This is a genomic window from Arthrobacter sp. UCD-GKA (assembly GCF_001863355.1).
Taxonomy (GTDB): Bacteria; Actinomycetota; Actinomycetes; order Actinomycetales; family Micrococcaceae; genus Paeniglutamicibacter.
Genome location: NZ_MOLR01000002.1, coordinates 220,969 through 247,588, shown reverse-complemented (window position 1 = coordinate 247,588; position 26,620 = coordinate 220,969). Strand labels below are relative to the sequence as shown.

Below are 26,620 nucleotides of genomic sequence, written 5' to 3'. Positions count from 1 at the left end.
CTTGTGGATAACTTAAGCACGGAATTTCTCTCCGGCGTAGAAATGAATCATGGAATTCAATGAAGAGCCGTTGGCTTTCCCGCGGATCGAGGGGTACCGCACGATCCGCCACCTGGACGCGGGCTCGGGCGGCAGTGTCTGGGTCGTTGAAGACGAGTCGACACATGACGAACTGGCCGTGAAGATCCTCGGCCAGGATGCTCCCGAGGATGCCGCCGCAACCGAAGCGCTGGACCTGGACCACGAATTCCTCGTTGAAGCGCTCGGGATCCTCCAGACATCCCAGGGCCCCGGGATCCTGATGGAGTATTGCCCGGCCGGTTCCGCGGCGCAGGTCGTGGCGGTGCGTGGCCCGCTGAGCGTGGGGGAGACCATCACCGTGGTCGCCCCGATAGCCGGGGCGCTGGCGTACCTGCATGCGCGGGGCCTGACCCACGGGGACCTGTCGCCGCGCAACATCCTGTTCACGGCCGAGGGCAAGCCAAAGCTGGGGGACTTCGGGACGCACCGCATGGTGGGCCAGTTGCCGGGGGATCTTGGAACCCAGGGCTTCTGTGCCCCGGAAACCTTCAACGGCCCCGAATCCGGCCAGCTCGAACCTGCTCGCGATGTGTACGCCTTGGCCGCCTGCACCTGGTACCTTCTGACCGGGCGGCCACCCAATGCGACTGCCAACAGGGTCCCGTTGGGTTCCATGGTTCCGGAGGTCAATGACGAGTTCGCGAAGTTGCTCGAGCAGTGTCTTGACCAAGAAGCGGTGAAGCGACCCAGTGCGGAACAGTTTGGGCAACGGATCTTCGTTGCCGGGGAGCCGCTTCCCGTGGAGCTGAGCGAGGCGGTCGAGCCAGGGGCACTCAAGCACATGCTCACCACCCGGCAGGAGCCCACACCGGCCGGTCTTCTGGGCGGGCGCCGGAACAGGGGGAACCCCACGGCCGCCGACAGGGAACTGCTCAGGGAGCGCAAGGCGCAGATCAAGGCGCAGCAAAGGCCGGTCCCGCGCCGGCTTCGGGCGGCGTTCGGACTTGATGCGGCGGCCGCGGCGCCCGGAGCGGATCCGGGCGAGGGGGAACGGCAGTGGACCCAGGCGCATCGGGTCCACGGCCTGAAGCGCGGGAACCGCAGGGTCGCGGTGGCCGTTGCCGCCGGAGTGCTTTTGGTTGCCGTGGCGGCCGGGGGAGCGGGCCTGCTCAGGGCCAGCGGCGACCCGGCGGCCGCGGAACCGGTAGCAACGTCTTCCCCCGCAGGCGACCCTGCCCGCCAAGGAAAGGCCGAATCGTCCCGGGAACTGATGCTGGTGGCGGCCGAGCTGGCTGTGCGTCGCGACAAGGGATTGATGAGCCGGAACATGGAGCTACTCGAAGACGTCCATGTTGCCGGCTCGCCGGCGCTGGATGTGGATGGAAGGGTCGTGGCCCGGATGCGTGGGCTCGGCCTGCACCTGGAAGCCCTGGAAACTCGGCTGAGCGATGTCGAGGTGCTGCCGGGGAGCACGCCGGGACAAGCGGTTCTCGAAGCCTTCAGCGTGCAAGGCGGCTACCGCTACGTCGATGACAAGGGCAAGACCGTGGTGAGCGCCATGAAAGAGGACAGCCAGCGTGTACGCATGGTCTTGCGGTTCACGGAGGGATCGTGGCGGATCTGGGAGGTGACCGCCGCCGGCTGACCCAGCGGGGTGCCGGTGTGCCTCCTCTCGGCACACCGGCAACGCGATTATTGGCTCAGGCGGGCATCGAGGGTGATGGACGGAACGGCTGCCAAGGCGGCGGACACCGGGCAACCGACCTTGGCTGCCTGCGCATGCGTCTGGAATTCTTCCTCGGTCAAGCCCGGGACGGTGGCGTTGAGCGACAACCGGATTTCGCTGATCTTGGCGCCGTCGCTGGTGTCAAAGTCCACCTCCGCGGTGGTTTCCAGCCTCTCGGCGACGTGTCCGGCACCCTTGAGGATATTGCTCAGCGCCATCGAGAAGCATGAGGCATGGGCCGCGGCAATCAATTCCTCCGGGCTGGTCTTGCCCTCGGACGCCTCGGTGCGGGCGCGCCAGGTGACCGGGAATGTGCCGATGCCCGAGGTCTCGAAGGTGGTTTCCCCGCTTCCGGAAGCCAGGTCTCCGCTCCAAACGGTGCTTGCGCTTCTTGTGAATGCCATGGTGATGACTCCTCTGATCTGCAACGAGACGAAGGCGAGCGCCCTCAAGGCCCATCCTAGGGGCACCGGCTGGGGAACCAAAGAGACCCCGGGGAACGACGAAGCGGCCTGCCACCAGCATTGCTGGTGGCAGGCCGCCTGTGCGCCGGCAAGTCTCCGGCGGGTGCGTTCCGGGTGGACTAGACCCAGAGGGTGGCCACGGCGATGGCGATCAGGGCGGTGCCGCCGGTTCCGTGGGCCAGCCCGGTGGGAACCTCAAGTCCGTTCTTGATCTTCTTGCGGCCCAGCAGGGCTGCGACGAAGACGCCGATGGCCAGCAGGAGCTTGACGCCGATCTTGATGTTGTTCACTTCGAGATCGCGCATCTCGAGCATGCCGACGAGAAGCAGCCCGGTCACCAGCTGGGCGATGGAGCCGTACCACTGCCAGATGTTGACCGTCGGGGTCTTGAAGTTGGCGAGCCAGCCGCCAAAGATTGCCGCTGCACCTAAAACGTGCAGGAATACCAGGATTGCAGTCAAAAAGGTCATGCCGCAAGCCTAATGGAAACTGCACACCATCAAGAATTTGCCCGGCCGAAGGTGGCGCAGGACATAGCAAAGGGGGCGCCCACCGCCAAGAAGCAGTGGACGCCCCCTCCAACCAAGTCCTAGAGACCCAGGTCTGCCTGGAAGGCACCTTCTTCAAGGCGTGCCTTCAGCGTCTGCAGGAAGCGGCCTGCATCGGCACCGTCGACCAGGCGGTGGTCGTACGTCAGCGACAGGTACATCATGTGGCGGATGGCGATGGTGTCGTCACCGTCGGCGTCGGTCACGACGACCGCACGCTTCACGATGGAGCCAGTGCCCAGGATGGCGACCTGCGGCTGGTTGATGATCGGGGTGTCGAAGAGCGCGCCGACCGAACCGATGTTCGTGATCGAGAACGTTCCTCCGGACAGTTCGTCCGGACCGATCTTGTTGTCGCGGGTGCGCTTTGCCACGTCGGCGATCTTGCCGGCCAGGCCGGCAAGGTTCAGGTCGCCGGCGTTGGAGATGACCGGAACCAAAAGGCCCTTGTCGGTGTCGACCGCAATCGCCAGGTGCTCGGCGTTGTGGTAGGTGATCTCCTGCTTGGTCTCGTCGTACTCGGCGTTCAGCTTCGGGTGCTGCTTCAGAGCCTCAGCCACGGCCTTGGCAATGAACGGCAGGAAGGTGAGCTTGGAGCCGTTGACGGCCGCGAACTCGTTCTTGGCGGCGTTGCGCAGCTTGGCGACGCGGGTCATGTCGACCTCGTGGACCTGGGTCAGCTGGGTGGAGATTTCCAGCGACTCGCGCATGCGGCGGGCAATGACCTGGCGGATGCGAGGGGCCTTGGCGACAGTGCCGCGCAGCGAGGATGCCACGACGGGTGCCGCTTCCTTGGCTGCCGGTGCTGCTGCCGGAGCCGAAGCTGCTGCGGCAGGCGCGGTCTTTGCCGCGGCAGCGGCATCGACGACGTCCTGCTTGCGGATGCGACCGCCAACGCCGGTGCCGGTCACGGTGGACAGGTCGACGTTGTTCTGGTTGGCCAGGCGGCGAACCAGCGGGGTGACGTAGCCGTCGTTGCCTGCAGCCGGAGCTGCGGGTGCTGCGGCCGGTGCAGCTTCCTGGGCCGGGGCGGCGGGAGCTGCGGGTGCTGCCGGGGCGGCAACCGGTGCTGCAGGAGCAGGCGCGGGAGCGGCGGCGGGGGCAACCGGAGCCGGTGCGGGCTCGGCGGCCGGGGCCGGTGCTGCCTCGGCAGGGGCTGCGGGTGCAGCGGCGCCGGCGGCACCGATGACGGCCAGGACGGCGCCGACCTCGGCGGTCTCGTCTTCCGGAACGCGGATTTCCAGCAGGACGCCGGCGACCGGGGACGGGACCTCGGTGTCGACCTTGTCGGTAGAGACCTCGAGCAGCGGCTCGTCAACGGCAACTTCCTCGCCCACGGCCTTGAGCCAGCGGGTGACGGTGCCTTCGGTCACGGATTCGCCCAGTGCCGGGAGGGTGATCTCGGTGCCGGATGCCGGTGCTGCAGCGGCGGCCGGAGCAGCCGGAGCGGCTTCTGCGGCGGGTGCCGGTGCCTCGGCGGGTGCGGCGGGTGCCTCTGCGGCCGGAGCGGCTTCGGCAGGTGCCGAGCCGGAGCCCGAGCCATCACCGATGCGAACCAGTGCGGCTCCAACTTCGGCGGTCTCGTCTTCGGCGACGAGGATTTCCTCGATGACGCCGGCAACCGGCGAAGGGATTTCGGTGTCAACCTTGTCGGTCGAAACCTCCAGCAGCGGCTCGTCGACCTCGACGCGGTCGCCGACCTGCTTGAGCCAACGCGTAACGGTGCCTTCGGTGACGCTTTCACCCAAAGCGGGCAAGTTCACGGTTTCAGACATCTTGTTCCCGTTCTCCTAAAACTAAAAAAATTTGTGTGCGAGAGATCCGCGGTTTCCCGCATATCCCGTTTGGAGGTCAGTGCCTCCGAGCTTAGTGCACCGGGCACGCGCACCTCGCGGTGCGCGTGCCCGGTTAAGCATTTGTGACTAACCGTGCAACGGCTTGCCGGCCAAGGCCATTGCGGCCTCGCCAAGCGATTCGTTCTGCGTCGGGTGTGCGTGGATGAGCTGTGCAACATCCTCCGGGTAGGCTTCCCAGTTCACGATCAGCTGTGCTTCGCCGATCTGCTCGCCGATGCGCCCGCCGATGCCGTGAACGCCCACGATCGGGCCGTTCTTGACGCGAACCATCTTGATCAGGCCGGAGGTGCCCAGGATGGAGGACTTGCCGTTGCCGGCCAGGTTGTACTCAGTGGTCTCGATCTGGTCGTCGCCGAACTTGGCCTTGGCGGCCGGTTCAGAGTAGCCAACCGAAGCGATCTCCGGTTCGCAGAAGGTGACCTTCGGGATGTTGATGTCCTCGACAACCACCGGGTTCAGGCCGCCGATTTCCTCGGCGACGAAGATGCCGTGCTGGTAGCCGCGGTGCGCAAGCTGGACGCCCGGGACGATGTCGCCGATCGCGTAGATGTTGCCCACGCCGGTGTGGCAGCGCTCGTTGGCGAGCACGAAGCCGCGGTCCATCGGGATGCCGACCTCTTCGTAGCCCAGGTTCGCGGTGACCGGGCCGCGGCCCACGGCCACGAGCACGATCTCGGCTTCGAGGACCTTGCCGTCGGCCAGGGAGACCTTGACGCCGTTGGCGTCCTGCTCGACCTTTTCGAAGAAGACCCCGGTGTTGAACTTGATGCCGCGCTTCTTGAAGGCACGCTCCAGGTTCTTGATGATCGCCGGATCCTCGTTCGGGACCAGCGAGGGCAGGCCCTCTACGATGGTCACCTCGACGCCGAAGGACTTCCACACAGAAGCGAACTCGACGCCGATGACGCCGCCGCCGAGCACGATGGCGCTCTTCGGGAGGGTGTCCATGTTCAGCGCCTCGGTGCTGGTGAGGATGCGTCCGCCGATTTCCAGGCCAAAGGTCTTGGACTCGGAGCCGGTGGCGAGGATGATGTTCTTGCCCTTGTACGCCACGCCGTCGACGTCGATGGTGTCCTGGGAGACCAGGCGGCCGTTACCTTCGATAACGGTGACCTTCTTCATCTTCAGCAGACCCGTCAGGCCCTTGTGCTTGCCGGCGACAATGCCGTCCTTGTAGCTGCGCACTGCACCCAGGTCGATGGAATCGAGGGTGGTGTTGATGCCGTACTTCGCACCTTCGCGAGCGTTCTCGGCCAATTCTGCGGAGTGCAGGTACGCCTTGGTGGGGATGCAGCCGGTGTGCAGGCAGGTGCCACCGAGCTTGGCCTTTTCAATCAAGCCGACGGTGAAACCCAGCTGGACGGCGCGCAATGCTGCCGAGTAGCCGGCGGAACCGCCACCGAGAATGAGGATGTCGAATTCTTGCGTTGCTGCCGATTCGGCCACGTGAACGCTCCCTCGTTATGAGTTGTGGCCGACGTCGTGGACGGCCAGGGGTCTGTTGGGGGTGTACCTGCAAACCCGGGTCAGGGCTCGCACAAATACGGTGATGCTAGTGATCTATCAGGATTACCTTATCCCCCCGAAACGCGGTCGGCCACATACGGTGAGACAGATTGCCCGTGCCTGTGACCGGTTGCACAGCGGCGGCGGCCCTTCCTTGCGGGTGAAGGGCCGCCGCCGCATGCGGTCGCGGATTCCTACTACAAGAAGTAGAAATCCATGGGGCCAGGTGGCCTCGTGCCCGCTACTTGGCGGAGGACATCTCCTCGGCCAGTGCCACCAGGGTGCGCACCGATGAGCCGGTGCCGTTCTTGTGGGTGTAGCCGTAGGCTGCCTGCTCGTTGAACGCCGGGCCGGCGATGTCCAGGTGCGCCCACGGGATCTTGGTTCCGTCGGACTCGCCGACAAACTCGTTGAGGAACACCGCGGCGGTCATCATCCCGCCCATGCGCTCACCGATGTTGGCCAGGTCGGCGACCTGCGAATCGATCGTGGGACGCAGTTCCTCGGGCATCGGCATGGCCCAGGCGGCCTCGCCGGCCTTGTCGGCGGCGGAGACCACGGCGTTGCGAAGGGTCTCGTCGCCCATGACGCCCGCGGTGCGCAGGCCCAGGGCCACCATTTGCGCGCCGGTCAGCGTGGCGACGTCGATGAGGGCATCGGGCTTCTCGGCGCTGGCGGCCACCAGGCCGTCGGCCATGACCAGCCGGCCCTCGGCGTCGGTGTTCAGCACCTCGACGGTCTTGCCGCCGAACATGGTGATGACGTCGCCCGGGCGGGTGGAGGCGCCACCTGGCATGTTCTCGGCCAGGCACAGCCAGCCGGTGACCTTGATCGGCAGGCCGAGCTCGGCAATGGCGACGATCGCCTGGAAGATGGTGGCGGCGCCGGCCATGTCGCACTTCATGGCGTGCATGCCGGCGGCCGGCTTGATGGAGATGCCGCCGGTGTCGAAGGTGATGCCCTTGCCCACCAGGGCCAGGTGCTTGGCGGGCTTGGCCGGGGCGTATTCGACCTTGACCATCCGGGGCTTGCGCTCGGAACCGCCGCCAACTCCCATCAAGCCGCCGTAGCCGTCCTTTTCCAGCTTCTTGTCATCGAGCACGGTGACCTTCAGCGGCAGGCCCTTGGCGTTGTCCTTGACCGCCTGGGCGAAGGACTCCGGGTAGAGCACGTTCGGGGCGACGTTGACCAGGTCGCGGGTCGCGCGCACTGCGCGACCCAGGATCGCGGCGCGCTTCAGCGCGGCCGGCAGGTCCTTGTCCGCGGAGGCCGCGGTGGCGATGACAGCCTCGCCCAGCGGCAGCTTCTTGGCCGGGGTGGAGCGGTGGTTGTTGAACTGGTAGGCGCCCATGGCCACACCCTCGGCGATGGCGGCAGCCTGTCCCACGGTGGCCGCGGGCAGGGCGAAGAGCACGGTGGGGACGCCGGCGAGCTGGCGCGTGGCCGAGCCGGCGGCCCGGCGCAAGGCCTCCTCGGTCAGCGTGGATTCCTCGAAGGCGCCCAGGCCGGCGAAGGCCAGGGTCTCGGCCTTGGTCTCGGCGGTGGCAGGCAGGCGGACCAGTTCATCGGCGGCACCGGTGATGTTCAGGGCGGCCAGGGAACCCTGGAGGGATTCGGTGACCTTGGCGCTGAAGGGCGAAGCCACCAGAACCGGACCGTCGGTGCCCTTGGCGACACCAAGAACCAGTGCGCCGGCACTGATGCGCTTGATGTCGGTGGAGACAGCGGTCAGCTTGAGATCCATGGAGTTGATCACGAAACGATTCCTGTTCGTTGGTTGTGTACATGCACGTCGAATGCCCATGCACCGAAGGAGCCGAAACGGCCGCGTGTTCCCGGGGTTCCCGGGACGCAAACGCCGATTGGCCTTTATCGATCGTATCGCTGAGACCGAGCCCACAGCGCATCGGTGTGGCAACCGGCCTAGAATTGGAGACGGGCCACGGGAAGAAAATACCTTCCGAAGAGGTTGACCACGTCAGTAGGCAACCAAACGAATCATCTTCGGGTTCACCCGGCCCCGCACCTGCCCCCGGCTTTCTTGTGGTTTGCACCGTACCGATTCGGGTGCTGCGGCAAGGAACAGGCGAGGGCCGCACGACGGCCTTGGCCGACGGTGGCGGTGTGGCCGGCGGAACCCATGACGCAACCTGAAAGGAGCAGCGGCAATGCTTGACCCCCAATCCCTGATCAGGTTCGAAGACCACGACCTGGATTCACTCGAGCTTCAGGGCCTTGACCTGCTCATTGGCCTTCGCGGCCACGCCGATGCCGGACACGCGCTGTCCCAAGTCCGCACCGAACTGCTGGACTCGCTCGAACCGCGGCTGATCGCCTCCTTCGACATCGACCAGCTGATCAACTACCGCGAACGGCGCCCCCAGATTTCCTTCCTTGGCGACCACTTTGCCGCTTACCAGCCGCCGCGCCTGGAACTGTACCGGCTGACCGACGGGCTGGAACGGGATTTCCTCTTCCTGACCGGGCCCGAACCTGACCTGGCCTGGGAACGGGTCACCGCCGCCGTCATCGCCCTGGTCAAAGCCTTCAATGTGCGGTTGGCCGTTTCATTCGACGCGGTGCCGATGCCCGTCCCGCACACCCGCCCGCTGGGCGTCACCGCCCACGGCAACCGCAAGGACCTGATCGAGGGCATCTCCACCTGGACCCCCACTGCGGAGCTGCCGGCGAGCCTGGCGGCCCTCATCGAGGTCCGGTTGATCGAGGCGGGCCGCGACGCGGTGGGATATTCCATCCACGTGCCGCACTACCTCTCCGAGGCAGAATACCCGCAGGTCGCCGTCGGCATCCTGGAATACGTGGGAGCCGCCATGGAACTCGGCCTTCCCACGGACCGGCTGCGCGAAGCCGGCCGCAACCTCGAATCGCAGATCGCCGAGCAGGTTGCCGCGACCCCGGACGTGGCCCGGATGGTGGAGAACTTCGAAACGCGCTTTGACCAGCACGTCCCGGAAATCGAGCGGCGTTCGCTGCTGGTGACCGCCGATGCCGAGGTCCCCGACGGCGAAGAACTCGCCCTGGCCGCGGAGGCATTCCTCTCCGGCTTCCCCGAACAAGGTGGCACGGCTGCCAAGGAATCCTAGTGACCAAGGCCGAACACCTCGACTCCGCCCGATCATGGGTGGTATGGGCAGCGAGCCTTGCCGCCTACCTCATTGCCGTCACGCAGCGCACCAGCTTTGGCGTGGCCGGTTTGGAGGCCACCGACCGCTTTGACGCCTCGGCCTCGATCCTGGCCACCTTCTCGGTCGTGCAACTGGTGGTCTACGCCGGGCTGCAGATCCCCGTGGGCATCCTGGTGGACCGGTGGGGCCCGCGGGCCATGATCACCGGGGGAGCGGCATTGATGATCGTCGGCCAGTTCCTGCTGGCCATGGCCGATTCGGTCGCCTCCGGCCTGGTGGGCAGGTTCTTCGTCGGGGCCGGGGACGCGATGACGTTCGTCTCGGTCATCCGGCTGCTGCCCATCTGGTTCTCCGGCTACCGGATCCCCATGCTCACCCAGGTAACCGGCATGATCGGGCAATTGGGCCAGCTGCTCTCGCTGATCCCGTTCGTGGCGCTGCTCCACCTGTGGAGCTGGACCCCGGCTTTCCTCTCCCTGGCCGCCTTGTCCGTGGTGGGCTTTGCCCTGGCGCTGGTGTTGGTCAGCAACGGGCCGCGCACCGACGAGGCCCGGCCGGCACCGGTCAAGGCCCGGACGCTGCTGGCCGACGCCTGGCGGGAACCGGGGACCCGGCTGGGATTCTGGACGCACTTCACCACGCAGTTCACCACCAACGTCTTCCTGCTGACCTGGGGATACCCTTTCCTGGTCTCGGGCCAGGGGGTCAGCCCCGCGGTCGCCTCCGGGCTGCTGTCGATCTTCGTGGTGGTTGCGCTGCTGGCCGGCCCGCTGCTCGGGGCGGCCGTGGCCCGCCGTCCCCACCGACGCTCGGCGATCGCGTTCAACGTCATCGGGATGATCGCACTGACCTGGCTCGTGGTCATTCTCTGGCCCGGCCGGGCACCGATCTGGATGCTGGTCATCCTGATCGTCTGTGTCGCCTTGGGCGGGCCGGCGTCGATGATCGGCTTCGACTTCGTGCGGACCTTCAATCCCGCCCACGTCATCGGCACGGCAACCGGGATCGTGAACGTCGGTGGGTTCCTGGCCGCGCTGGTCACCGTCTACGTGGTGGGTTGGCTGCTGGACATCCAGCAGCGGGCCGCCGGTGCCGGCGCCGAGCTCTACAGTCTCGATGCCTTCAGGTGGGCGCTGTCCTTCCAGTTCGTGGTGATGCTTGGCGGCATCATCGGCATGGTGGTCACCCGCAACAAGGCGCGCCGGGCCATGGCCCTGCGCGGCGAATACACGCCGCGCAGCCAACGACGCCAGGGCAACACCTCCGGGAACCAGTAGCAGATTTCCCCGGTCCCGCCGACACCAACGGACCGTCCCTCGACTGTTCCGCACACGCAGCAGGGGGCCGGCAACCGCGGCATCCACAGATGCCCGGATGCCCCCTGCCGACCCCTGCGCCACGAAGGAAGCATGGTGTGCATGACTACTACGCCTTCAGCTTCCAGCTTTTCCTTGGCCAGCCCCGAAGAGGTCTTGGCATACATTCCCCACGCCTTGGGATTCTACCCGCGCAACGCGGTGGTCGTGTTGATCATGCAGGGACAGGGCCTGGCCGCGACGCTGCGCGTGGACCTGCCGCGGCCCGAAAACGGGCAGGACCAAGCTCTCCAGTGGGCAGAGCAGCTGGTCCAGCTGGTGCACAAGGTCCCGGAGGCCTCGGCGGTGTTCATGGCCCTCTACACGGGGCAAGTCCCGGGGGACGGGCATGACTCGCTGCCCAAGCACGATCTTGTCCGACGGCTCGCCCCCGCCCTGGTGCGCTCCGGGATCCACGTTCGCGATGCGTGGTACGTGGGCGCCAAGCGCTGGCACAGCTATTTCTGCGCCAGCGAAAACTGCTGTCCGGCCGAGGGCTTTGACCTGCCGGACCTGGCGCTGACCGAGACTCACCTCAGGATGGTCGTGGCCGGATCGGCTCCCGAAGAGACCATTTGGGACGGTAGCGGGGTGGCCCCGTGGTCCAACAAGGCAACCATCCGGCAGTTCGCGGGGATCCTGGTGCAGGAGTACGACGGAAAGGTTCCGCGCGAAACGCTGATCCGGGACTGGGCCCAGCTGCTGGAAGCCGATCCCGTGGTCGCCGAACGCAGGATGCGCACCGACGAGGCGTTCTGCGCCTCGCTCCTGGTATCGCTCGACGACCGGATGGTCCGCGACATCCTTCCCTTCCTGGCCGGACGTGGCGCGGTGCGTGCCGTCGAGGCGTTCAAGGAGGTCAGCCGTGCCGAAGACTTCGGGCCCGCATCCCGGGACTTCTCCGATTTCCTGCTGGGCACCTCATCCTGCACCCCGGACTGGGCCCGGATCGATCGTCTCTGGTATTTCTGCCGGGACCTGCTGGGAATCGCCGAGGGCACGGAGGCCGCGGCGCTGCTGTGCCTGCTGGGGTGGATCAATTGGGCCAAGGGCAAGGGAAGTTCCGCGCTGGCGCTCTTTGTCGCGGCTCTCGGGAAGGACCCGGAATACCGGCTGGCACTGCTCATGAAGAAATTGTTGGAAACCGGCGAGATGCCGGGGTGGGTGGCCGATCCGCAGCGCGCCTGGCGGTTGCGGCTGGAAGGCCGGCTTAGCGCCTGAGCCGCACAGACCGGTGCCGGTCGGGCCCATTGCATCCGGCACGTGGGTCAAATGAATCCCCGTGTGGTCGAAACGTGAGAGACTATTAACCAACAGACCCGGTTGGGTTCGTGCTCCATGGCTCTCAAGCCAGCACCATCGAGGTTCTCGATGGGAACAAATGGCGGGAAAAAGGCGTTCCATTTATTGGACCCTGATTCCCGACTCGCCTTTATCCGGCGGGACGCGGACTTGACAGGGTCATAGTGGTGTTACCGGTAGGTGGCATCGCGGACGAACCGTGAGAAAGGTATTTCGTGTCTTCTGAGACGACCACCAATGGCAAGGCAGCAAGCGCTGCCGCCGATCCGCAGGATGCAACTACGGATAAGGCAGCTGCAAAGCCGGCTGTCGCAAAGGCCGCCACCGCGAAGAAGCCTGCCGTCAAGCGGGCTCCTGCAAAGTCCCGTGCCAAGGCCGCAAAGGCCGACGAGGAAGTCGAGACCGACGAGGTCGAGACGGACGAAGATGCCGAGGAAACTCCCAAGGCCCCGCCGGTTGACGAAAACTCCAGGGGATTTGTCCTCACCGCCGACGAAGACGATGCCCCGCAGCAGCAGGTCATGGTCGCCGGCGCCACCGCAGACCCGGTCAAGGACTACCTGAAGCAGATCGGCAAGGTTGCCTTGCTGAATGCCGAACAGGAAGTCGACCTGGCATTGCGCATCGAAGCCGGGCTCTTCGCCAACGAGAAGCTCGTTGCCGACACCGGCAACAAGATGGACAAGCGCCTGCGCTGGGACTACGAGCAGATCGTGCATGACGGCAAGATCGCCAAGAACCACCTGCTCGAGGCCAACCTGCGCCTGGTCGTGTCGCTGGCCAAGCGCTACACCGGTCGCGGAATGCTCTTCCTGGACCTGATCCAGGAAGGCAACCTGGGCCTGATCCGTGCGGTCGAGAAGTTCGACTACACCAAGGGCTTCAAGTTCTCGACCTACGCCACCTGGTGGATCCGCCAGGCCATCACCCGTGCCATGGCCGACCAGGCCCGCACCATCCGCATCCCGGTGCACATGGTCGAGGTCATCAACAAGCTGGCACGCGTGCAGCGCCAGATGCTCCAGGACCTGGGTCGCGAACCCACCCCGGAGGAGCTGGCCAAGGAACTGGACATGACTCCCGAAAAGGTCGTCGAGGTCCAGAAGTACGGCCGCGAGCCGATCTCCCTGCACACCCCGCTGGGCGAGGATGGCGACTCCGAGTTCGGCGACCTCATCGAGGACTCCGAAGCCGTTGTCCCGGCCGATGCCGTGTCCTTCACCTTGCTGCAGGAACAGCTGCACTCGGTGCTCGACACGCTCTCCGAGCGCGAGGCCGGTGTCGTGGCCATGCGCTTTGGCCTGACCGACGGCCAGCCGAAGACGTTGGACGAAATCGGCAAGGTCTACGGCGTGACCCGCGAACGCATCCGCCAGATCGAATCGAAGACGATGTCGAAGCTGCGCCACCCGTCGCGGTCGCAGGTCCTTCGCGACTACCTCGATTAAGAGCCCGGCCCCAGGGCCAAGAAAAGGTGCCGGTGTTGCATCCAGCGTTGCTGGGTCGACACCGGCACCTTTTGTTTCACCCGGGCGAGGCCACTCACCAAGAGGTGCTTGGCACACGTGTTTTCGGCTTAACGCCAGCGGGACCCCGGCGCGATGCCGGGGTCCCGCTGAAGGGGTCGATGCGGCCGGTGGCCGATGACCCGATTAGTCCTCGTCGTCGTAAACGGGCTTCTCGTAGAGGCGAGCCGTTTCGTCTTGCCATTCATTGGTCAAGGGGCGCAACTTTTCTTCCACGGCGCGTGCGTGGTGTCCGCAGAAGAATAGTTCACCACCGGAGGTCTCCAATACCGCGCGCACGAAAGCCTGTGCACCGCACCGGTCGCAACGATCGAGTGCATTCAGCTCTCGGGTTACCGTCGTCGTTGTCATGATGACCTCCTTATTCGATGTGTATCCAATACAACCAGCAATCCGGCCGTTTTCTTCTTGAATAATTGCGCTTTCGCTGACCGCGTAGCCCCGGGAGGGGTGAGCTACCGCTCACTGGCGGCACACTTCAGCGATTTGTCGGGGCCAGAGACTATTGTGGATAGCGTCGTTCCGACGATTTGAGGAGTTTTAACAACCGTGGCCAAAAGCGCTGACTACAACGCCCGACACCTATCCGTCCTGGAGGGGCTCGAGGCGGTTCGCAAACGTCCGGGCATGTACATCGGATCCACCGACTCGCGTGGACTGATGCACTGCCTGTGGGAAATCATCGACAACTCCGTCGATGAAGCCCTCGCCGGCCACGGCCAGTCCATCAAGGTCCTCCTGCACCCGGACGGATCGGTGGAGATCCACGACGACGGCCGCGGCATCCCGGTGGACATCGAGCCGAAGACCGGGCTCTCCGGTGTCGAGGTTGTCTTCACGAAGCTCCACGCCGGCGGCAAGTTCGGCGGAGGCTCCTACACCGCCTCCGGCGGCCTGCATGGCGTGGGCGCCTCCGTGGTCAACGCGCTTTCGGCGCGTCTGGACGTCGAGGTGGACCGCGGCGGCAAGACCTACGGGATGCAGTTCCGCCGCGGCGAGCCCGGCCGCTTCACCGACTCGGGCAAGCCCAAGCCCGACACGACCTTCGAGCCGTTTTCCACGGCTTCGGTCCTCGACGTGGTGGGCAAGGCCAAGCGCGGGGTCACCGGAACCCGCGTGCGGTACTGGGCCGACCGCCAGATTTTCACGCCCGATGCCAAGTTCTCCTACACCGAGCTGCAGGCCCGTGCCCGCCAGACGTCCTTCCTGGTGCCGGGCCTGAAGATCACGCTGCGCGACGAGCGCGGCCTGGCCGACACCCTGGGGGCGGACGGCCCCTACGAGGAGGTTTTCCACCACGACGGCGGGATTTCCGAGTTCGTGGAGTACCTGGCCAACGACGCAGCGGTCACCGACATCTGGCGTTTCCACGGCTCGGGGACGTTCAAGGAATCGGTGCCCGTCATTGACGAGTCCGGCCACAGCAGGATCACCGAGGTCGAGCGCACCTGTGAGGTCGACATTGCCCTGCGCTGGGGGATCGGCTACGAGACCTCCCTGCGCTCCTTCGTGAACATCATCGCCACGCCCAAGGGCGGCACCCACCAGACGGGCTTCGAGCAGGCCCTGCTGAAGACCTTCCGCAAGGTCATCGAGGCCAATGCCCGCAAGCTCAAGGTCGGCAACGACAAGATCGAGAAGGACGACGTCGGTGCCGGGCTCACCGCAGTGCTGACCGTTCGCCTGGCCGAACCGCAGTTCGAGGGCCAAACCAAGGAGATCCTGGGCACCTCCGCGGTGCGCCAGATCGTGGCCAAGGTCGTGGAAAAGAGCCTGGCGGCAAAGCTGAACTCGACCGCCAAGGGCGACAAGACCCAGGCAGCGATGCTCCTGGAAAAGGTCGTCAGCGAAATGAAGTCGCGCATCTCCGCGCGCGTCCACAAGGAAACCCAGCGGCGCAAGAACGCCCTTGAAACCTCCTCGCTTCCCACCAAGCTGGCCGATTGCCGCAGCACCGACACCGAGAAGACCGAACTGTTCATCGTCGAGGGTGACAGCGCGTTGGGCACCGCCCGGCTGGCGCGATCCTCGGATTTCCAGGCGCTGCTGCCGATCCGCGGCAAGATCCTCAATGTGCAGAAGGCCTCGGTGGCAGACATGCTCTCCAACGCCGAATGCGCGGCCCTGATCCAGGTCGTGGGGGCCGGCTCGGGACGCAGCTTTGACATATCCGCGGCCCGCTACGGCAAGGTCGTGCTGATGACCGATGCCGACGTCGACGGCGCGCACATCCGCACGTTGCTGCTGACGCTGTTCTTCCGCTACATGCGCCCCATGGTCGAGGCCGGGCGGGTCTACGCGGCCGTGCCGCCGCTGCACCGGGTCGAGGTCATCAACCACGGTGCCAAGGACAACGAGATGGTGTACACCTATTCGGAGAACGAGCTGCACGAGGTGCTGGCCGCCCTGGAAAAGACCGGCAAGCGCTACAAGGAGCCGATCCAGCGCTACAAGGGCCTGGGTGAGATGGACGCGGACCAGCTGGCGGAAACGACCATGGATCCGCGCCACCGGACGCTGCGCCGGGTGGGGCTGGAGCATGCGGAATCGGCCGAGCGGGTCTTTGACCTGCTGATGGGTTCGGATGTTGCGCCGCGCAAGGAGTTCATCATCTCCGGTGCCGAACGCCTCGAACGCGATCGCATCGACGCCTAGGGCAACAAGCAAAGGTCGGCGGGTTCCCTTCGAGGGAATCCGCCGACCTTTGCTTAATGGGTGGTGCTTGGGGCCGGGTGGTCAGCTGAAGAGACCCGGGGCCACCAGCATGGTGGTCGGCAGCGCCAGGAGCAGCAGCGCCGCCGCAAGGATCGTGGCGCGCAGGGCCGCGGGCAGCGGGGGCTTGGGCGTGAGCAGACGGCGCAGGCGATGCGAGGAAAGCTCCTCGGTCGGGGCGCCGCCGGTTGCGGCGGCCGGCAGGGGAGCCAGGGACTTACCGGACGGTTCGCCCAGGGCGCCGGTGGCAACCGTGAGCAGGGCCCGCAACAGCACCGGGGCCGTGACCTCGCGCAGGGCGGCGTCGTCGGCAAGCATCTCGACCAGCTCCTGGACGGCGGCCAGCGACAACTTCGAGGTCGGCAGCCACGGCAGGGCGTCGTTCCATGAGGCGAAGGCCAGCAGGAGCAGGTCGTGGCGTTGTTCCAGGTGGGCCTTTTCATGGGCGAGGACCGCGCGCAGCTCCTCGGGGCTCAGCCGCTTGACCAGGCCGCGGGAGAGCACCGTGACCGAGCCGGTGAAGCCCGGCAGGCAGTAGGCAATGGGGGTCTCGTGGTCAAGGACCAGCGTGCCGGGGGTGCCGGCGGATTCCTCGGTGAGCAGCGAAAGGATGTGCCGGTGCCGTGCCCGTTGGCGCGTGATGCGCCAGGCCGCCCGGATCAGGGTGAGGACCAGGTGGAAACCCAACAGGGCCGCGGTGCTCAGCGCAAAGATGTGGATGGTGCCGGGGGAGTTGGCCTCGGGGTCACCCAGGACCAGCTGGAGCCCGCCGCGGAGCGCGCCGATCAGGGTGTCGCCCAGCGGATCGAGGCCCCAAAAAAGAAGCGCGCCGATCATCGACAGTCCACCGGCCAGGGCGATGGCCTGCCACACGACCATCGCGGCAAAGGGGGATCTGGCGGTCCAGTGGGCGCGCGAAAGTGCGACGGGTATCGGCCATGCAAGAAGCAAGGCTAGACCCGCCAGGAGATAGGACGTCAGCAGCACGTTCGGTGACCGTGCCGATCGTCGCTAGGCGTTACGTGGGGTATCGAGGAGCAGGCGCAGGGACTGGGCTTCCTCGGCGGAGATGCCGCCGATGAAGCGAGCCAGCACGGCTTCGCGATCCAGCACGGTACCTAGTGCTTCGTTCATCAAGGACACGGTGTGTTCCTCGCGGCTTGTCACCGAGGTGTAGCGGTGCGGGCGGATGTCGCGTTCGCGCGCCACCAAGCCCTTCTTTTCCAGCCGGGCCAGAACCGTCAGGACGGTGGTCACGGCAAGTTCCTTGCCGTCGACGCCGCCGGGCGCCGCAAGCAGGTCGCGAAGTTCATTGGCCGTGAGCGGGGTTTCGGCATCCCAAAGTAGATCCATTACTGCGCGTTCAAGGTCGCCAAGAGTGGCCAATCTAATTCCTTACAAAGTGTTCCAGGCCCCGTGCAGCTAACGCAGGGGCCGACGGGCGGCACCATCGGTACTTCCCGTTAGGCCCCAGTTTACCGTGTTCGGCCCAAATGTTCTACAGTGGGTAGAAAGGCGGTTTGTGAGATGAGCCCCTGTTTTTGCCGTGATTTCGCGGGGAAACTGACCATTCCGACACCGTTCGCTTTGGGGCGTATTCGGGCACTTTATGCCATTTTCTGGGTGCCATCCGCCACGAAACCGCCACGGATTTTCACCTTCACATCTCGCCTTGCTCGATCCTCCACGGGATGTCCTCGGCGCTGGGGGAGTCGTGCCACCGGGACTCACGATACGGGATATGCACGGCGTGCTTTGTGTCCATCCACAGGTCGTGGAAGTTGCGGGCTTCGTCGAACCAGACAGCGAGGAACTTGTCGCCTTGCCAGGCATGCGCCTTCCCGTCGACGGTGGTCCCATCGGGCAGCGTGATCCGGACGTACGGTTGCCGTCCATAGGGGTAGCGCTGGCACACCTCGGGGTCGGGGATGAAGTCGGGATAGCAGGACACAACCCCATCTTAACCACGAAAAACGCCCCACCCGGTGAAGGGTGGGGCGCTCGTGGCTACTGCTGGTCGCGGTTAGGCGACCTGGTCGGCTCGTGCTCGTCCGGGATCGGGTAGCCCCCTGCATAGAACTGTGCCGCCACGGAATCCTCGAGCAGGTCCGGCGCGGGTTCCTTCTCGACGCCGGTGCCGAGGCCGATGGCTGCCCAGAAGGATTGCAGCTGGGGCCGGGTCAGGAGCCACTGTGCGAGGCCGGTGGCGACTGCCCAGGCTCCGGTGGTGAGTGAGTCGATGATCGGCTGGGAGAGCGCCGTCAGGTCGACCCCTAGGGTGCGGACCAGCCAAGCCACCCCGATGCCGACGGCCGCGGCGACGAACGTGCGGACCACCGACTTCCACGGGTGGGCCACCTGCGTCGGAGTGCCGGTTGCGATGTGCTTTGCCATGGTGGCTCCTATGCTCGTTTGTTGACTGCGGCGCGGACCTTGGCGTAGGTCGCAGCGTTGACGCCGAGGGACTGCTGCCGGGCGGGGTGCCCGTTGCCGTGCTTGCCTTGGATGACTTCGGTGGCCATGTCCGCGACACTCTTGCCCTCGGACTTGCCGTTCACGGCGTCCCGGACCTTGGCATATTCGGCGGCGCTGATCCCGAGGGATTTGCGGCGCACGTCGTGGCCGTTGCCGTGCTTCCCGGCGCGAACCTCCGCGGCCATCTGCGCCACGGTCTTGCCCGCGGTCTTCGGCTTGGCCGGCGCGGGCTTGGGCTTCACTGCCGGGGCGGGTACCCCGGCCTTGAGTTTGGCCAGCAACGCGGTGTTCTGGTCCGCGGTGCCCTTGTACCCGCGGATGCCGTACTGGGTCGCCAGCTTGGCACGTGCGGCGTAGGACGAATCCCGGCCCTTGCCGTTGAGCCAGTCCACGACAGACCCGCCGCCCGTGGAAGGTTGCACCGCGGGGGCGCTGGGCGTTGCGACAGGGCCGACAGTTCCGGCGCCGAGGCTCCATGCGCCGCCAGCAGCGGCCGCCGCCGTGTGCCGGATGCTCACATGAATGTGCCCGGTGTGCGGGTTGGCCCCGCTGTACGGCTGCCAACCCTTGGCGTGGGTCCAGATGCGGCGGTTCCAGATGACGTAAGCGACACGAGGTTCACCGACGACAGCGGACAGCAGCGCCTCGACGTCGATGCCGTCCTTGTCGATGTCGAGGGCGCGCACGATGCCGCCGTCCGAGTAGTCGGGGTTGTGGTCGGACTTGCGGGCGTTATGGCTGGCATCGCCGATCCAGCCATCTGACTTCTTGTCACGGTTCGGCCAAAGGGCATTGACCTGGGAACGCAGCTGCGCGAGAGATTGGGCAAGGAAGTAAGACACAAGGGCCTCCTGTTTTCGGGCATAAGAAAAGCCCGGACCAGGATGGTCACGGGCTTGTGGGTTCGGGGTTTGGTTAGTCGCGGCGGCGTTGCTCTCGGAAGATGGACCAGCCAATGGCCCAGATCGACAGGATGAACAACGCGTAGAGCGCGATGTAGGCCGCAGCTCGACCGGGGAAGTCTGGGAAGAAGCTGCTGGCGGTCGCCAGAGCGGTGATCGCAGCAATGACGGCCAGCAACCCCATGAGGGTCACGCCAGCCGCCCAGCGCCGCCACGCGCCACGGCCGAGACAGTGCCAGCCGATCATCACCCCAAGGGTGGACAAGCAGGCGAGCGCGATCAGGATGCCGGTCAAAGGTTGGATGGTCACGCGTGGCCCTCCCGGTAGATTCGTGTGAGCTTGGCCGAAAAATGGTTCTCGTGGTTGATCTGCGCCAGCTTCTCCGACTGCCGGCGCACCTCCGTGTCCCGGTCGAGGGCGGCCTTGTGTTCGACGCTGGCTTCGATCTTCGCCGCCAACGCCTCCTTGGCCGCCGCCTCCGCCTCGACACGGCGCGAACGTTGGACCCACCTGAACAGCTTCACCGAGGACCACCCTCCTTGACCTCATCGATGGCACCCATCACCTTGATGACCGAGGCCCCGACCACCGTCTGCTTCTCGATGGTCGAAGCCTGCACCGCGTTGGTGTCCTTGAGAGTCTCTGCGGTGGCCCGCCACTGGTCCTTGGCCTTCACCATCACCTCATACAGGTAGCGGGGCACGAGCCGGCCGGTCAGGATCATCCACACCGCCAGCCCGAGCAGGCTGGACGGGGTCAGGACGCCGAGGGCTTGCCAGGGGATGTCGTCAAGCAATGGGCACCGCCTTGGGGTTGGGCATGGTTGCCTTTCGGGAGGGGCGCTTGGTGCGCAAAATGTTTAAGTTACAACAACGTTATGAATACCGCACAGTATTCACATCCGGTGTGGATATGGTGAGTCGAAGCCACTCGCACAACTTTCATGGGGGAACTATGCCCGGCCAGAGTCATTCACGCGTCCCGACCGGTACCAAAAATCGAGCAATCGTTCGATCTAAAAAGACGGTTCAGGATTTGGATTTAGATGCATCGATTCGCCAAGCATTTGGCGGAATCTATGCCCGACCTAAAAACCTTGAAGAATCGCTCGAAGCCCTTCGGTCTGGAAAGCTCGTCCTGCCTCCACAGCCGGTTTGGACCGGTGACCCAACAGACTGGGTCGCCAACCCATTCGATGACCGGAACTGGCGGTTCCAGCACCACACCCTGCGCTGGATGAACCCATTGCGCTGGGCTGCCATCGAAGGCGACAAAGATGCAAAAGCCGAATGGCTAAGAATTGCGCGCTCCTGGGGTGAGACCAACACGCCCGCAGAGGCTAGCCCCTCAGACTTCGCGTGGAGGGACATGGCCGACGGCAACCGGGCTATCCAGCTATGCATCGGTGCGCCACTCGCTGGGCCAGAGGACAGTTGGTTCGTAGAACTACTTGAGTACCATCGTGATTGGCTCATGGACCCAACTCACATCGTTGGAAAGAACCACGGACTCCACCAGCATCAAGGCTTGCTCGTTCTCGGCGCTGTTCTGCGTGATCAAAATGCGATTGATACGGCAGTCTCTCGCATGCGCACTCAATTCAAAACGACCTTCGACGTTCAAGGAACAAATAACGAAGGCTCATCGGCCTACCACCAGATGAATATGACTTGGTGGGGTCTAGCTTGGAACCGCGCTAGCTTAGAGGGAATCACGCCGCCGTTAGACGCTACCGAACGCCTGGCCTCCGCCGCTCATGTCCTCGCACACATCGCGCTCCCTGATGGCCAGATCCCGCAAATTGGTGACTCGAAGCGAACAAGAGTCGCTTTGGGCTATTCCCCTCATTCTGACTTTGTTTCAACTGGCGGTCAGGAGGGCGTCGCGCCAACGGAGACGGCAATCGTTCTTGATCGCGGCTATATTGCATCCCGTAGCGGGTGGGGAAACACCCGCCCTCTCGCACACGAATCACACACCCTAATCAAGTATGGCGAAGACTACCCCGGGCATTCCCACGAGGACCGAGGCAGCGTCAATATCTACACCCAAGGGCAACGATGGTTGATTGACCCCGGGTTCCACAGCTACCAGAACTCCATCCCCGAGGTGAAGTACCTCAAATCACGCGAGGCTCACAACGTGGCGTCGATCCCCGGAGTCAAGTACGACAGACATGCAAGCGTCGATCTCGTATCGCACAGTATCACCGAGAATTATCACGACTTCTTGCTCCTAGATCGTGGTTACAAAAAACACGACCTCACCCGACGCGTCACCTATTTCACCGAGGCTGATTGCTGGATAATTTCGGACAAGTCCGGTCCTTCTAGCAAATTCCAAATTTCGCAGACGTGGAATATTGAGCCCGGAGTGAAGCTGCGGTTCCTGGACGATGGGTTCAGGTTGCACACCAAAAACAATAACTTCGGGATGTATTGGCTGGGCAAGGACACGATCGTAAAGCGGCACCTTGCTAATGAAAAGTCGCTCGAAGGATGGATCGGGACCAGCTGGAAAACCATGTTTCCGAGTGCGCGCATCACTGCAACGTCATCGGTTCAGCGCCCGCACATCGTGAGTCTTTTTGGGGGTCATTCCCCTCAACCGTTGAGCATAGTTGAGTCGCACGTTGCGTCGAATGGCGCAATTATGGCTCATGTTGCCCGGGGCCTCTCGCACTGGCGGATACAGATTAGCGAAGATGACATAAGCATCCGAAACACTCTGTAATTCTCTATGTTGGTCTGAGCTTTTTGGCGCTGATGTGGACTCTTCCTGTTCCGCCAGAACAGAAGGCTTGAATGATCCGGCGGAACAGGAAGCAGAACGTTCTAGATTGCGTTGCCCCGGGCAACCTCTTGCCGGTGGGGACTTGGCAAGGCTTAGATGGTGCTCAGGTAGCACTTTCGGACCTGCAACGGGCTGCCGTTCCCTTGGATGCCGACCGTCACGTTCGTGTCCGGAAGGTCCAAGGGGATGGTGAATGGCATGTGCACTGGCACCCAGTTGCTGCCGGGCGGGACGGTGACCGTCTTGGTTGTGTTCAACTCCGTCCCATGTACGACGCTCAACGTCACCGTAGCGCCGGCAGTTGCCTTGACTTCAAGGTTTAGATCGCGGGTTCCTCCCTTGAAGTATTCGCGCCGGTAGAGGTTGAACGTCTGACTCAGCTGCGTGCTGCCAGTCGTTTCCATGCGCCCCGTTCCGCCGCCATCATCGGCTCGTGCCCAACCTGTTGCGAACCATTCGGAAGCGGACCCTGTGAAGGTTGGGTTTCGGAGCAGGTTGTTGCCGCGCTCCTCCCTGTGGTCAGCAACGAGAAGGCCCGTGGACGTTAGCATAACAAGTTCACCGGCGTCCCGACGTTCCGCCAGGCTGGCGATGACCACCTCGAACTCGGCCAGTGTCATGTACGGTTTGCCGTCCTTCGGGTCAATTTCCCCTACCAAATTCGGGTGGAGCATCAGCTGCACTGCTGTCGGCTCGGAGTATCCCGCGACAGTGTTGAAGATGCTGTTCATGGTGGAAGTGGCGGCTTTGTCCATGGTGATGTGAGTAGTTGCGATGGGAAGGTTCTGGGGGAGGGGTCGGTATGCCCCGGGTACGTAGCCGCTTATCCCAGCGTGGTTGGCCATGATGAGGCGGCCCGCATAGGTCCCGTAGTGCTGCTCTAGCGTATTGAACGGCGCGGCCCCCATATACCCATCCGACAAGCCGGGTGGCGCCCACCACTCAACCGGCAGGCGCTGCATATGCCCTTCGAGTTCGGCTTTCCCGGTTACGATCTGATCGAAAAGGGAAGACCGAGTGAGCGCGTCGGCGTGAGCCGCCCCGTGGTTCCCCATCTCGCCACCGTGATCGATGGCTTTTTGCTGGAGGTTGGCCCAGGTATATCCGCCATTTTCGGCCCGGTCGATGTTGCGGGAGTTCACGACCTGCGACCAAGGCATTCCATATTTGATCAGGATCGGCAGCAGCAGCTCAATGAAGTTCTTGAGTCCGTGATCAAACCGCAGGCCATATGCCGGGAGCCATCCGGTACCAATGCAGTAAGCGCGTCGGTCGCGGAAGGCCTTGATGAGGGCTTCGCGCTGATAGGGCCCGACTTGTTCGGGCTCTGATAGCCCGCCCGTTATGTTCCACCAGGGCTGCATCGTTCCATTAGTCACTGATCCAGTGGTGGCAAGGTATACGGCCTGCGTGCCGCCGTACGTTGTATACCTCAGGGCCTTGACGCCTGACGGGGACCGCAGCACTTCAAGGTGTCCGGCAAGTGGCACGGGAGCGTTGGTCATTGTTTCAGCGTCCGCGTGCTTTTCCACCTGGTACCAGCCGGGGTCAAGGGTGAAGAAGTCACTATTATTGGGGACAATCCCCTTATTCCAGTCGGTGATGTCGCTGGTGAATGCCAGCTTCTTCCAGGCTACCCAGTTGGTGCCGGCCAGGTTGTTGGTGGACCGGGTGTGGAAGCCGAAGCTGGACCCGTATGGGATGACAGTGTGGATGGTTACTGATCCCGAGCTTCCCGGAGCGACCTCAATGCGCAGCACATATCCGGGGACTCCGGTAACGGGTGAGTTGATCATGGTATTGACCCTTGCGGTTCCGACCACGGACCAGATGCCCTCCCACGCACGCCCGGCGAGGGTGTTGAAGTCCGTGGCGTCCGGCAGCTCGCCACGGTACTTGTATGATGCCGCCACTTCTACGGCGAGCCCATCGATCAGAACCTGCTGCAAGGCATCGCCCGAGGTTGCATCCCCCTTGGCGTTGAGAATCGCTGCGTTCGTAGTCGTGGCGAGGTTCTTCCACCACACTTCGGAGGGGTGGAGGTCTGGATTTTCCGGGTACGTGATACCCAAGCTTGTCGAACCCAAGAGGGGCCTCCTATGGTTTGCTGAGCGGATCAGCGTCGTATTGTGCGAGTGTCTTGCCTGCCCAATAGGCATCGAATTGCTCAAGGGTTTTCCCGGTCCACGCGAAGTCGCGTTCACCGAGCGTTGGCCAGCCGATGGCCGCGGTGAGTACCCGCAGGCCGATGCTCATGTTCATGTCCCCAGCCCGGACATCGAGTTGGGTGGATGAGACGATGCCGGTAACGCGCAACCGCGAACCTTCCTTGTCCTCGATGGTCACCACGTCTCCGCGCTCGATGCGCGGGTCGGGAATGATTTCAAGGGTCCGGATGGTTGGTGATGCCTGCTTGGTGGCTTCAGCCAGGTAGTTGGCCAAGGCTTGGGCTTGCTCCGGGGTTTGGATCCAGTGCCCGGCATCGTGCGTGAACGGTTCGGCATTTGCCGGGCCAGTGGGCACGCCTTTGGTGGTTCGGTCGTTGAGTTTCCCGCGACCCCTTGCCCGGACGCGTGGAAGGTTTGACCCCAGTCGGTTGGATCGCAGTGCACTGGCCGGGTTGTTCGTGGCCCGCAATTGCAGTTCACTTCCGGCTGGCACGTTGGATGCCGTGTGGGTCATGGTGAATTCGTTCGGGTCGCCCTCCTTGAATGCCACCGCAAGGTTCGAAGCGGTAGCCTCGGCACTGTAAGCGTCACCGAGGATGACGCCGCCGGTCCAGGATCCGTACCCGCGGTTGAACGCGGAGAGGTCCGACTGCCACATTCGTTTCACGGTCATGTCCACCATGACCCATGTCTCGTCGGCGGGCGGGTTGAAGCTGATCCGGTTCGGTTCGCCCGGTTGCAGGGTTTCTCCCGACCCTTCATACACGTCGATACTGGCCCACCAGCCGCGAGTGACCTCCGGCTCTTTCCATGCCACGGTCACGTCCCGGCGCACCGCGTCGGCATTGTCTTCCCACTGCGCGTCGATGATGTTCTCCGCGGCGGTAAGGGTGGCAACGGACGGCCGGGCGATCATGACCGTGCGGTCAACCCAGCGGAACACGCCGTCCGCGTCGATCCACATTTCCGCGCACTCGGCCTCGGCCAACGAGCGCAGGATGTCCATGCCCTTCTGCCTGACGATGGCGGGCATGACCTGGAGGGCGTTGCGGTCGCTTGCCGCCACTTCAATCTTGGCGGTGGGAACCTGCCCAAGCAGCGAGAACGCAGCCCCGGGGAATGCGACTTGCACGCCGCCGAAGGTCCCGGTCCCGAACACACGCACCTGATCCACCGGCCGGTACCACGTACCTTCCGGAATGGGGGCGGTTCCGGTCGCGGACAGGCCATTGTCTGTGCGCAGCTCGAAGTCAAGGTTTGTGCCGTTCTTCACCACGCGCAGGGTCACGGTTCGCGCCCCGACCCGACCGGTCTGGCAAACGGTCACCGCGGCCGGATTCTGCACCTGACCGATGATGGAATTCGCAGTGATGTTCAGCCGAACGCCAACCTGCCCTTGCCACCACACCGCCACATAGCAGGTGCCAGAAGTGTCCGAGGGAAGGCAGAGCGTGACCTCCATCGGCTTGTCCAGATATCCGTTTTCACCTGAAAGGAACACGGGCCGATAGACCGCATTCACGCCATTCACAGCGACGCCCCACGTGGTCTTTGTCCAGCGCGGGTACGCCAGTGCGGAGTCCGTGTTGATCGAAGACTCCAGGGTGCCCCACTCTGGCCATGTCGAGCCCATCATCGGGGCCGACATGATCGACCCAACCGACCGGCGAGGCGTGGCATAGAAGCCGCATGCCCGAGCCACCCGGTCCACCACATAGCTGGTGAGCAGCGAAATATACCGCGGATAAACCCCATCGGTTTCCGAGGGCATGGCATCCAGCAGCGGCCAAAAGGTTAGTTCCTCTTGGAGCTTGGCAATGTCATCCTCGACGCTCGAAGATTTGTCATCGGCGGCGAACGACCCACTGGTGCCGCGGATCTTGCCGGTCAACTGCTTGGCTTCCACCCCGCCATACCCGGCACTGATTTCCACCCGGTCATTCGCGGACGGAGGCCAGCCCCCGGACTTCACCCACGGCAAGGACGGGTTTCGTGCAACCACGGGACCTTCCGCCCAGTCAAGGTCGCCGGTCGCAGCGGTGATGCCCGACCCGCCCACCACCGGCGCCGGCATGGCACCGCTGAGATCCGCGCTCACCGACAGGGACTCCACCTCACG

23 protein-coding genes are annotated in these 26,620 nt (G+C 64.3%); 7 read left to right on the top strand and 16 right to left on the bottom strand.

The genetic code is table 11. From position 1 onward, the window contains the following. Positions 1–49: 49 nt before the first annotated feature. Positions 50–1,666 carry a serine/threonine protein kinase gene (locus tag BLJ79_RS04450; RefSeq protein WP_071213482.1) on the top strand — a complete coding sequence of 539 codons (1,617 nt, stop codon included), beginning with the start codon at positions 50–52 and terminating at the stop codon, positions 1,664–1,666. Positions 1,667–1,713: 47 nt separating this feature from the next. Here BLJ79_RS04450 and BLJ79_RS04445 read toward each other — a convergent pair whose 3' ends face one another. From BLJ79_RS04445 to BLJ79_RS04425, 5 genes are all read right to left on the bottom strand, one after another. Continuing rightward, positions 1,714–2,151 (bottom strand): OsmC family peroxiredoxin, encoded by a 438-nt coding sequence (locus tag BLJ79_RS04445; RefSeq protein ID WP_071213602.1) that lies wholly within the window; start codon positions 2,149–2,151, stop codon positions 1,714–1,716. Between the two features lie 179 nt (positions 2,152–2,330). After that, positions 2,331–2,681: a hypothetical protein gene (locus BLJ79_RS04440; RefSeq protein WP_071213481.1), complete on the bottom strand. Its 351-nt coding sequence runs from the start codon at positions 2,679–2,681 to the stop codon at positions 2,331–2,333. Between the two features lie 119 nt (positions 2,682–2,800). Then, positions 2,801–4,534, bottom strand: coding sequence for a 2-oxoglutarate dehydrogenase, E2 component, dihydrolipoamide succinyltransferase (sucB, locus tag BLJ79_RS04435; RefSeq protein ID WP_071213480.1), 1,734 nt, complete (start codon positions 4,532–4,534; stop codon positions 2,801–2,803). Between the two features lie 147 nt (positions 4,535–4,681). Continuing rightward, positions 4,682–6,061 carry a dihydrolipoyl dehydrogenase gene (gene lpdA / locus BLJ79_RS04430; protein ID WP_071213479.1) on the bottom strand — a complete coding sequence of 460 codons (1,380 nt, stop codon included), beginning with the start codon at positions 6,059–6,061 and terminating at the stop codon, positions 4,682–4,684. Between the two features lie 301 nt (positions 6,062–6,362). Continuing rightward, positions 6,363–7,877, bottom strand: a complete 1,515-nt coding sequence (locus BLJ79_RS04425) for a leucyl aminopeptidase (protein ID WP_071213478.1) — start codon at positions 7,875–7,877, stop codon at positions 6,363–6,365. A gap of 412 nt (positions 7,878–8,289) precedes the next feature. Between BLJ79_RS04425 and BLJ79_RS04420 the strand changes: the two genes are divergently transcribed. The 4 genes from BLJ79_RS04420 to BLJ79_RS04405 all read left to right on the top strand — a co-directional run bounded on the left by BLJ79_RS04420 (position 8,290) and on the right by BLJ79_RS04405 (position 13,372). Then, a complete protein-coding gene (locus BLJ79_RS04420) occupies positions 8,290–9,225 on the top strand; it encodes a proteasome assembly chaperone family protein (protein ID WP_071213477.1) in 936 nt (311 codons plus the stop codon). Further along, the gene (locus BLJ79_RS04415) at positions 9,225–10,544 is read left to right on the top strand and encodes an MFS transporter (RefSeq protein WP_071213476.1); all 1,320 of its coding nucleotides are present in this window, start codon (positions 9,225–9,227) and stop codon (positions 10,542–10,544) included. Before BLJ79_RS04420 ends, BLJ79_RS04415 begins: the two co-directional genes overlap by 1 nt. A gap of 141 nt (positions 10,545–10,685) precedes the next feature. Next, on the top strand, positions 10,686–11,843 hold the full coding sequence (locus BLJ79_RS04410; RefSeq protein ID WP_175475386.1) for a DUF4192 domain-containing protein: 1,158 nt from the start codon (positions 10,686–10,688) through the stop codon (positions 11,841–11,843). A 296-nt stretch (positions 11,844–12,139) separates the two neighbouring features. Then, the gene (locus BLJ79_RS04405) at positions 12,140–13,372 is read left to right on the top strand and encodes an RNA polymerase sigma factor (protein ID WP_071213474.1); all 1,233 of its coding nucleotides are present in this window, start codon (positions 12,140–12,142) and stop codon (positions 13,370–13,372) included. Positions 13,373–13,576: 204 nt separating this feature from the next. On the opposite strand, the gene BLJ79_RS04400 is transcribed toward BLJ79_RS04405, so the two are convergent. Continuing rightward, positions 13,577–13,801 (bottom strand): DUF7455 domain-containing protein, encoded by a 225-nt coding sequence (locus BLJ79_RS04400; RefSeq protein ID WP_071213473.1) that lies wholly within the window; start codon positions 13,799–13,801, stop codon positions 13,577–13,579. 198 nt (positions 13,802–13,999) lie between these two features. Between BLJ79_RS04400 and BLJ79_RS04395 the strand changes: the two genes are divergently transcribed. Further along, entirely contained in the window at positions 14,000–16,105 is a 2,106-nt protein-coding gene (locus BLJ79_RS04395; RefSeq protein ID WP_071213472.1) for a DNA gyrase/topoisomerase IV subunit B, read from the top strand. 81 nt (positions 16,106–16,186) lie between these two features. Here BLJ79_RS04395 and BLJ79_RS04390 read toward each other — a convergent pair whose 3' ends face one another. From BLJ79_RS04390 to BLJ79_RS04355, 8 genes are all read right to left on the bottom strand, one after another. Continuing rightward, positions 16,187–17,149 carry a M56 family metallopeptidase gene (locus tag BLJ79_RS04390; protein WP_071213471.1) on the bottom strand — a complete coding sequence of 321 codons (963 nt, stop codon included), beginning with the start codon at positions 17,147–17,149 and terminating at the stop codon, positions 16,187–16,189. A 24-nt stretch (positions 17,150–17,173) separates the two neighbouring features. Beyond that, complete coding sequence (locus BLJ79_RS04385) at positions 17,174–17,548, bottom strand: BlaI/MecI/CopY family transcriptional regulator (protein ID WP_071213470.1); 375 nt, start codon at positions 17,546–17,548, stop codon at positions 17,174–17,176. A 274-nt stretch (positions 17,549–17,822) separates the two neighbouring features. After that, positions 17,823–18,113, bottom strand: coding sequence for a hypothetical protein (locus tag BLJ79_RS04380; RefSeq protein WP_071213469.1), 291 nt, complete (start codon positions 18,111–18,113; stop codon positions 17,823–17,825). Between the two features lie 56 nt (positions 18,114–18,169). After that, a complete protein-coding gene (locus BLJ79_RS04375) occupies positions 18,170–18,556 on the bottom strand; it encodes a hypothetical protein (protein ID WP_071213468.1) in 387 nt (128 codons plus the stop codon). An 8-nt stretch (positions 18,557–18,564) separates the two neighbouring features. Further along, entirely contained in the window at positions 18,565–19,479 is a 915-nt protein-coding gene (locus BLJ79_RS04370) for a VldE C-terminal domain-containing protein (RefSeq protein ID WP_071213467.1), read from the bottom strand. A gap of 73 nt (positions 19,480–19,552) precedes the next feature. Continuing rightward, positions 19,553–19,849, bottom strand: coding sequence for a putative phage holin (locus BLJ79_RS04365; protein WP_071213466.1), 297 nt, complete (start codon positions 19,847–19,849; stop codon positions 19,553–19,555). Next, the gene (locus tag BLJ79_RS04360) at positions 19,846–20,064 is read right to left on the bottom strand and encodes a DUF7620 family protein (protein WP_071213465.1); all 219 of its coding nucleotides are present in this window, start codon (positions 20,062–20,064) and stop codon (positions 19,846–19,848) included. The genes BLJ79_RS04365 and BLJ79_RS04360 overlap by 4 nt, the downstream gene beginning before the upstream one ends. Then, positions 20,061–20,336 (bottom strand): hypothetical protein, encoded by a 276-nt coding sequence (locus BLJ79_RS04355; protein ID WP_071213464.1) that lies wholly within the window; start codon positions 20,334–20,336, stop codon positions 20,061–20,063. Before BLJ79_RS04355 ends, BLJ79_RS04360 begins: the two co-directional genes overlap by 4 nt. On the opposite strand from BLJ79_RS04355, the gene BLJ79_RS22265 reads away from it, so the two are divergent. Next, a complete protein-coding gene (locus BLJ79_RS22265; RefSeq protein ID WP_083410995.1) occupies positions 20,336–22,273 on the top strand; it encodes a heparinase II/III family protein in 1,938 nt (645 codons plus the stop codon). The genes BLJ79_RS04355 and BLJ79_RS22265 overlap by 1 nt on opposite strands. 152 nt (positions 22,274–22,425) lie before the next feature. Here the strand turns inward: BLJ79_RS22265 and BLJ79_RS04345 are convergent, their stop codons facing one another. After that, positions 22,426–24,405 (bottom strand): polysaccharide deacetylase family protein, encoded by a 1,980-nt coding sequence (locus BLJ79_RS04345; RefSeq protein WP_175475385.1) that lies wholly within the window; start codon positions 24,403–24,405, stop codon positions 22,426–22,428. Between the two features lie 25 nt (positions 24,406–24,430). Further along, positions 24,431–26,599 carry a hypothetical protein gene (locus BLJ79_RS04340; protein ID WP_139194716.1) on the bottom strand — a complete coding sequence of 723 codons (2,169 nt, stop codon included), beginning with the start codon at positions 26,597–26,599 and terminating at the stop codon, positions 24,431–24,433. Positions 26,600–26,620: the final 21 nt, after the last annotated feature.

What these genes read in the sequence shown, in the direction of transcription:
- BLJ79_RS04450 (WP_071213482.1), top strand. Translation starts at nt 50, where the DNA reads ATGGAATTCAATGAAGAGCCGTTGGCTTTCCCGCGGATCGAGGGGTAC.
- BLJ79_RS04445 (WP_071213602.1), bottom strand. Translation starts at nt 2,151, where the DNA reads ATGGCATTCACAAGAAGCGCAAGCACCGTTTGGAGCGGAGACCTGGCT.
- BLJ79_RS04440 (WP_071213481.1), bottom strand. Translation starts at nt 2,681, where the DNA reads ATGACCTTTTTGACTGCAATCCTGGTATTCCTGCACGTTTTAGGTGCA.
- sucB (WP_071213480.1), bottom strand. Translation starts at nt 4,534, where the DNA reads ATGTCTGAAACCGTGAACTTGCCCGCTTTGGGTGAAAGCGTCACCGAA.
- BLJ79_RS04420 (WP_071213477.1), top strand. Translation starts at nt 8,290, where the DNA reads ATGCTTGACCCCCAATCCCTGATCAGGTTCGAAGACCACGACCTGGAT.
- BLJ79_RS04410 (WP_175475386.1), top strand. Translation starts at nt 10,686, where the DNA reads ATGACTACTACGCCTTCAGCTTCCAGCTTTTCCTTGGCCAGCCCCGAA.
- BLJ79_RS04400 (WP_071213473.1), bottom strand. Translation starts at nt 13,801, where the DNA reads ATGACAACGACGACGGTAACCCGAGAGCTGAATGCACTCGATCGTTGC.
- BLJ79_RS04375 (WP_071213468.1), bottom strand. Translation starts at nt 18,556, where the DNA reads ATGGCAAAGCACATCGCAACCGGCACTCCGACGCAGGTGGCCCACCCG.
- BLJ79_RS22265 (WP_083410995.1), top strand. Translation starts at nt 20,336, where the DNA reads ATGGGCACCGCCTTGGGGTTGGGCATGGTTGCCTTTCGGGAGGGGCGC.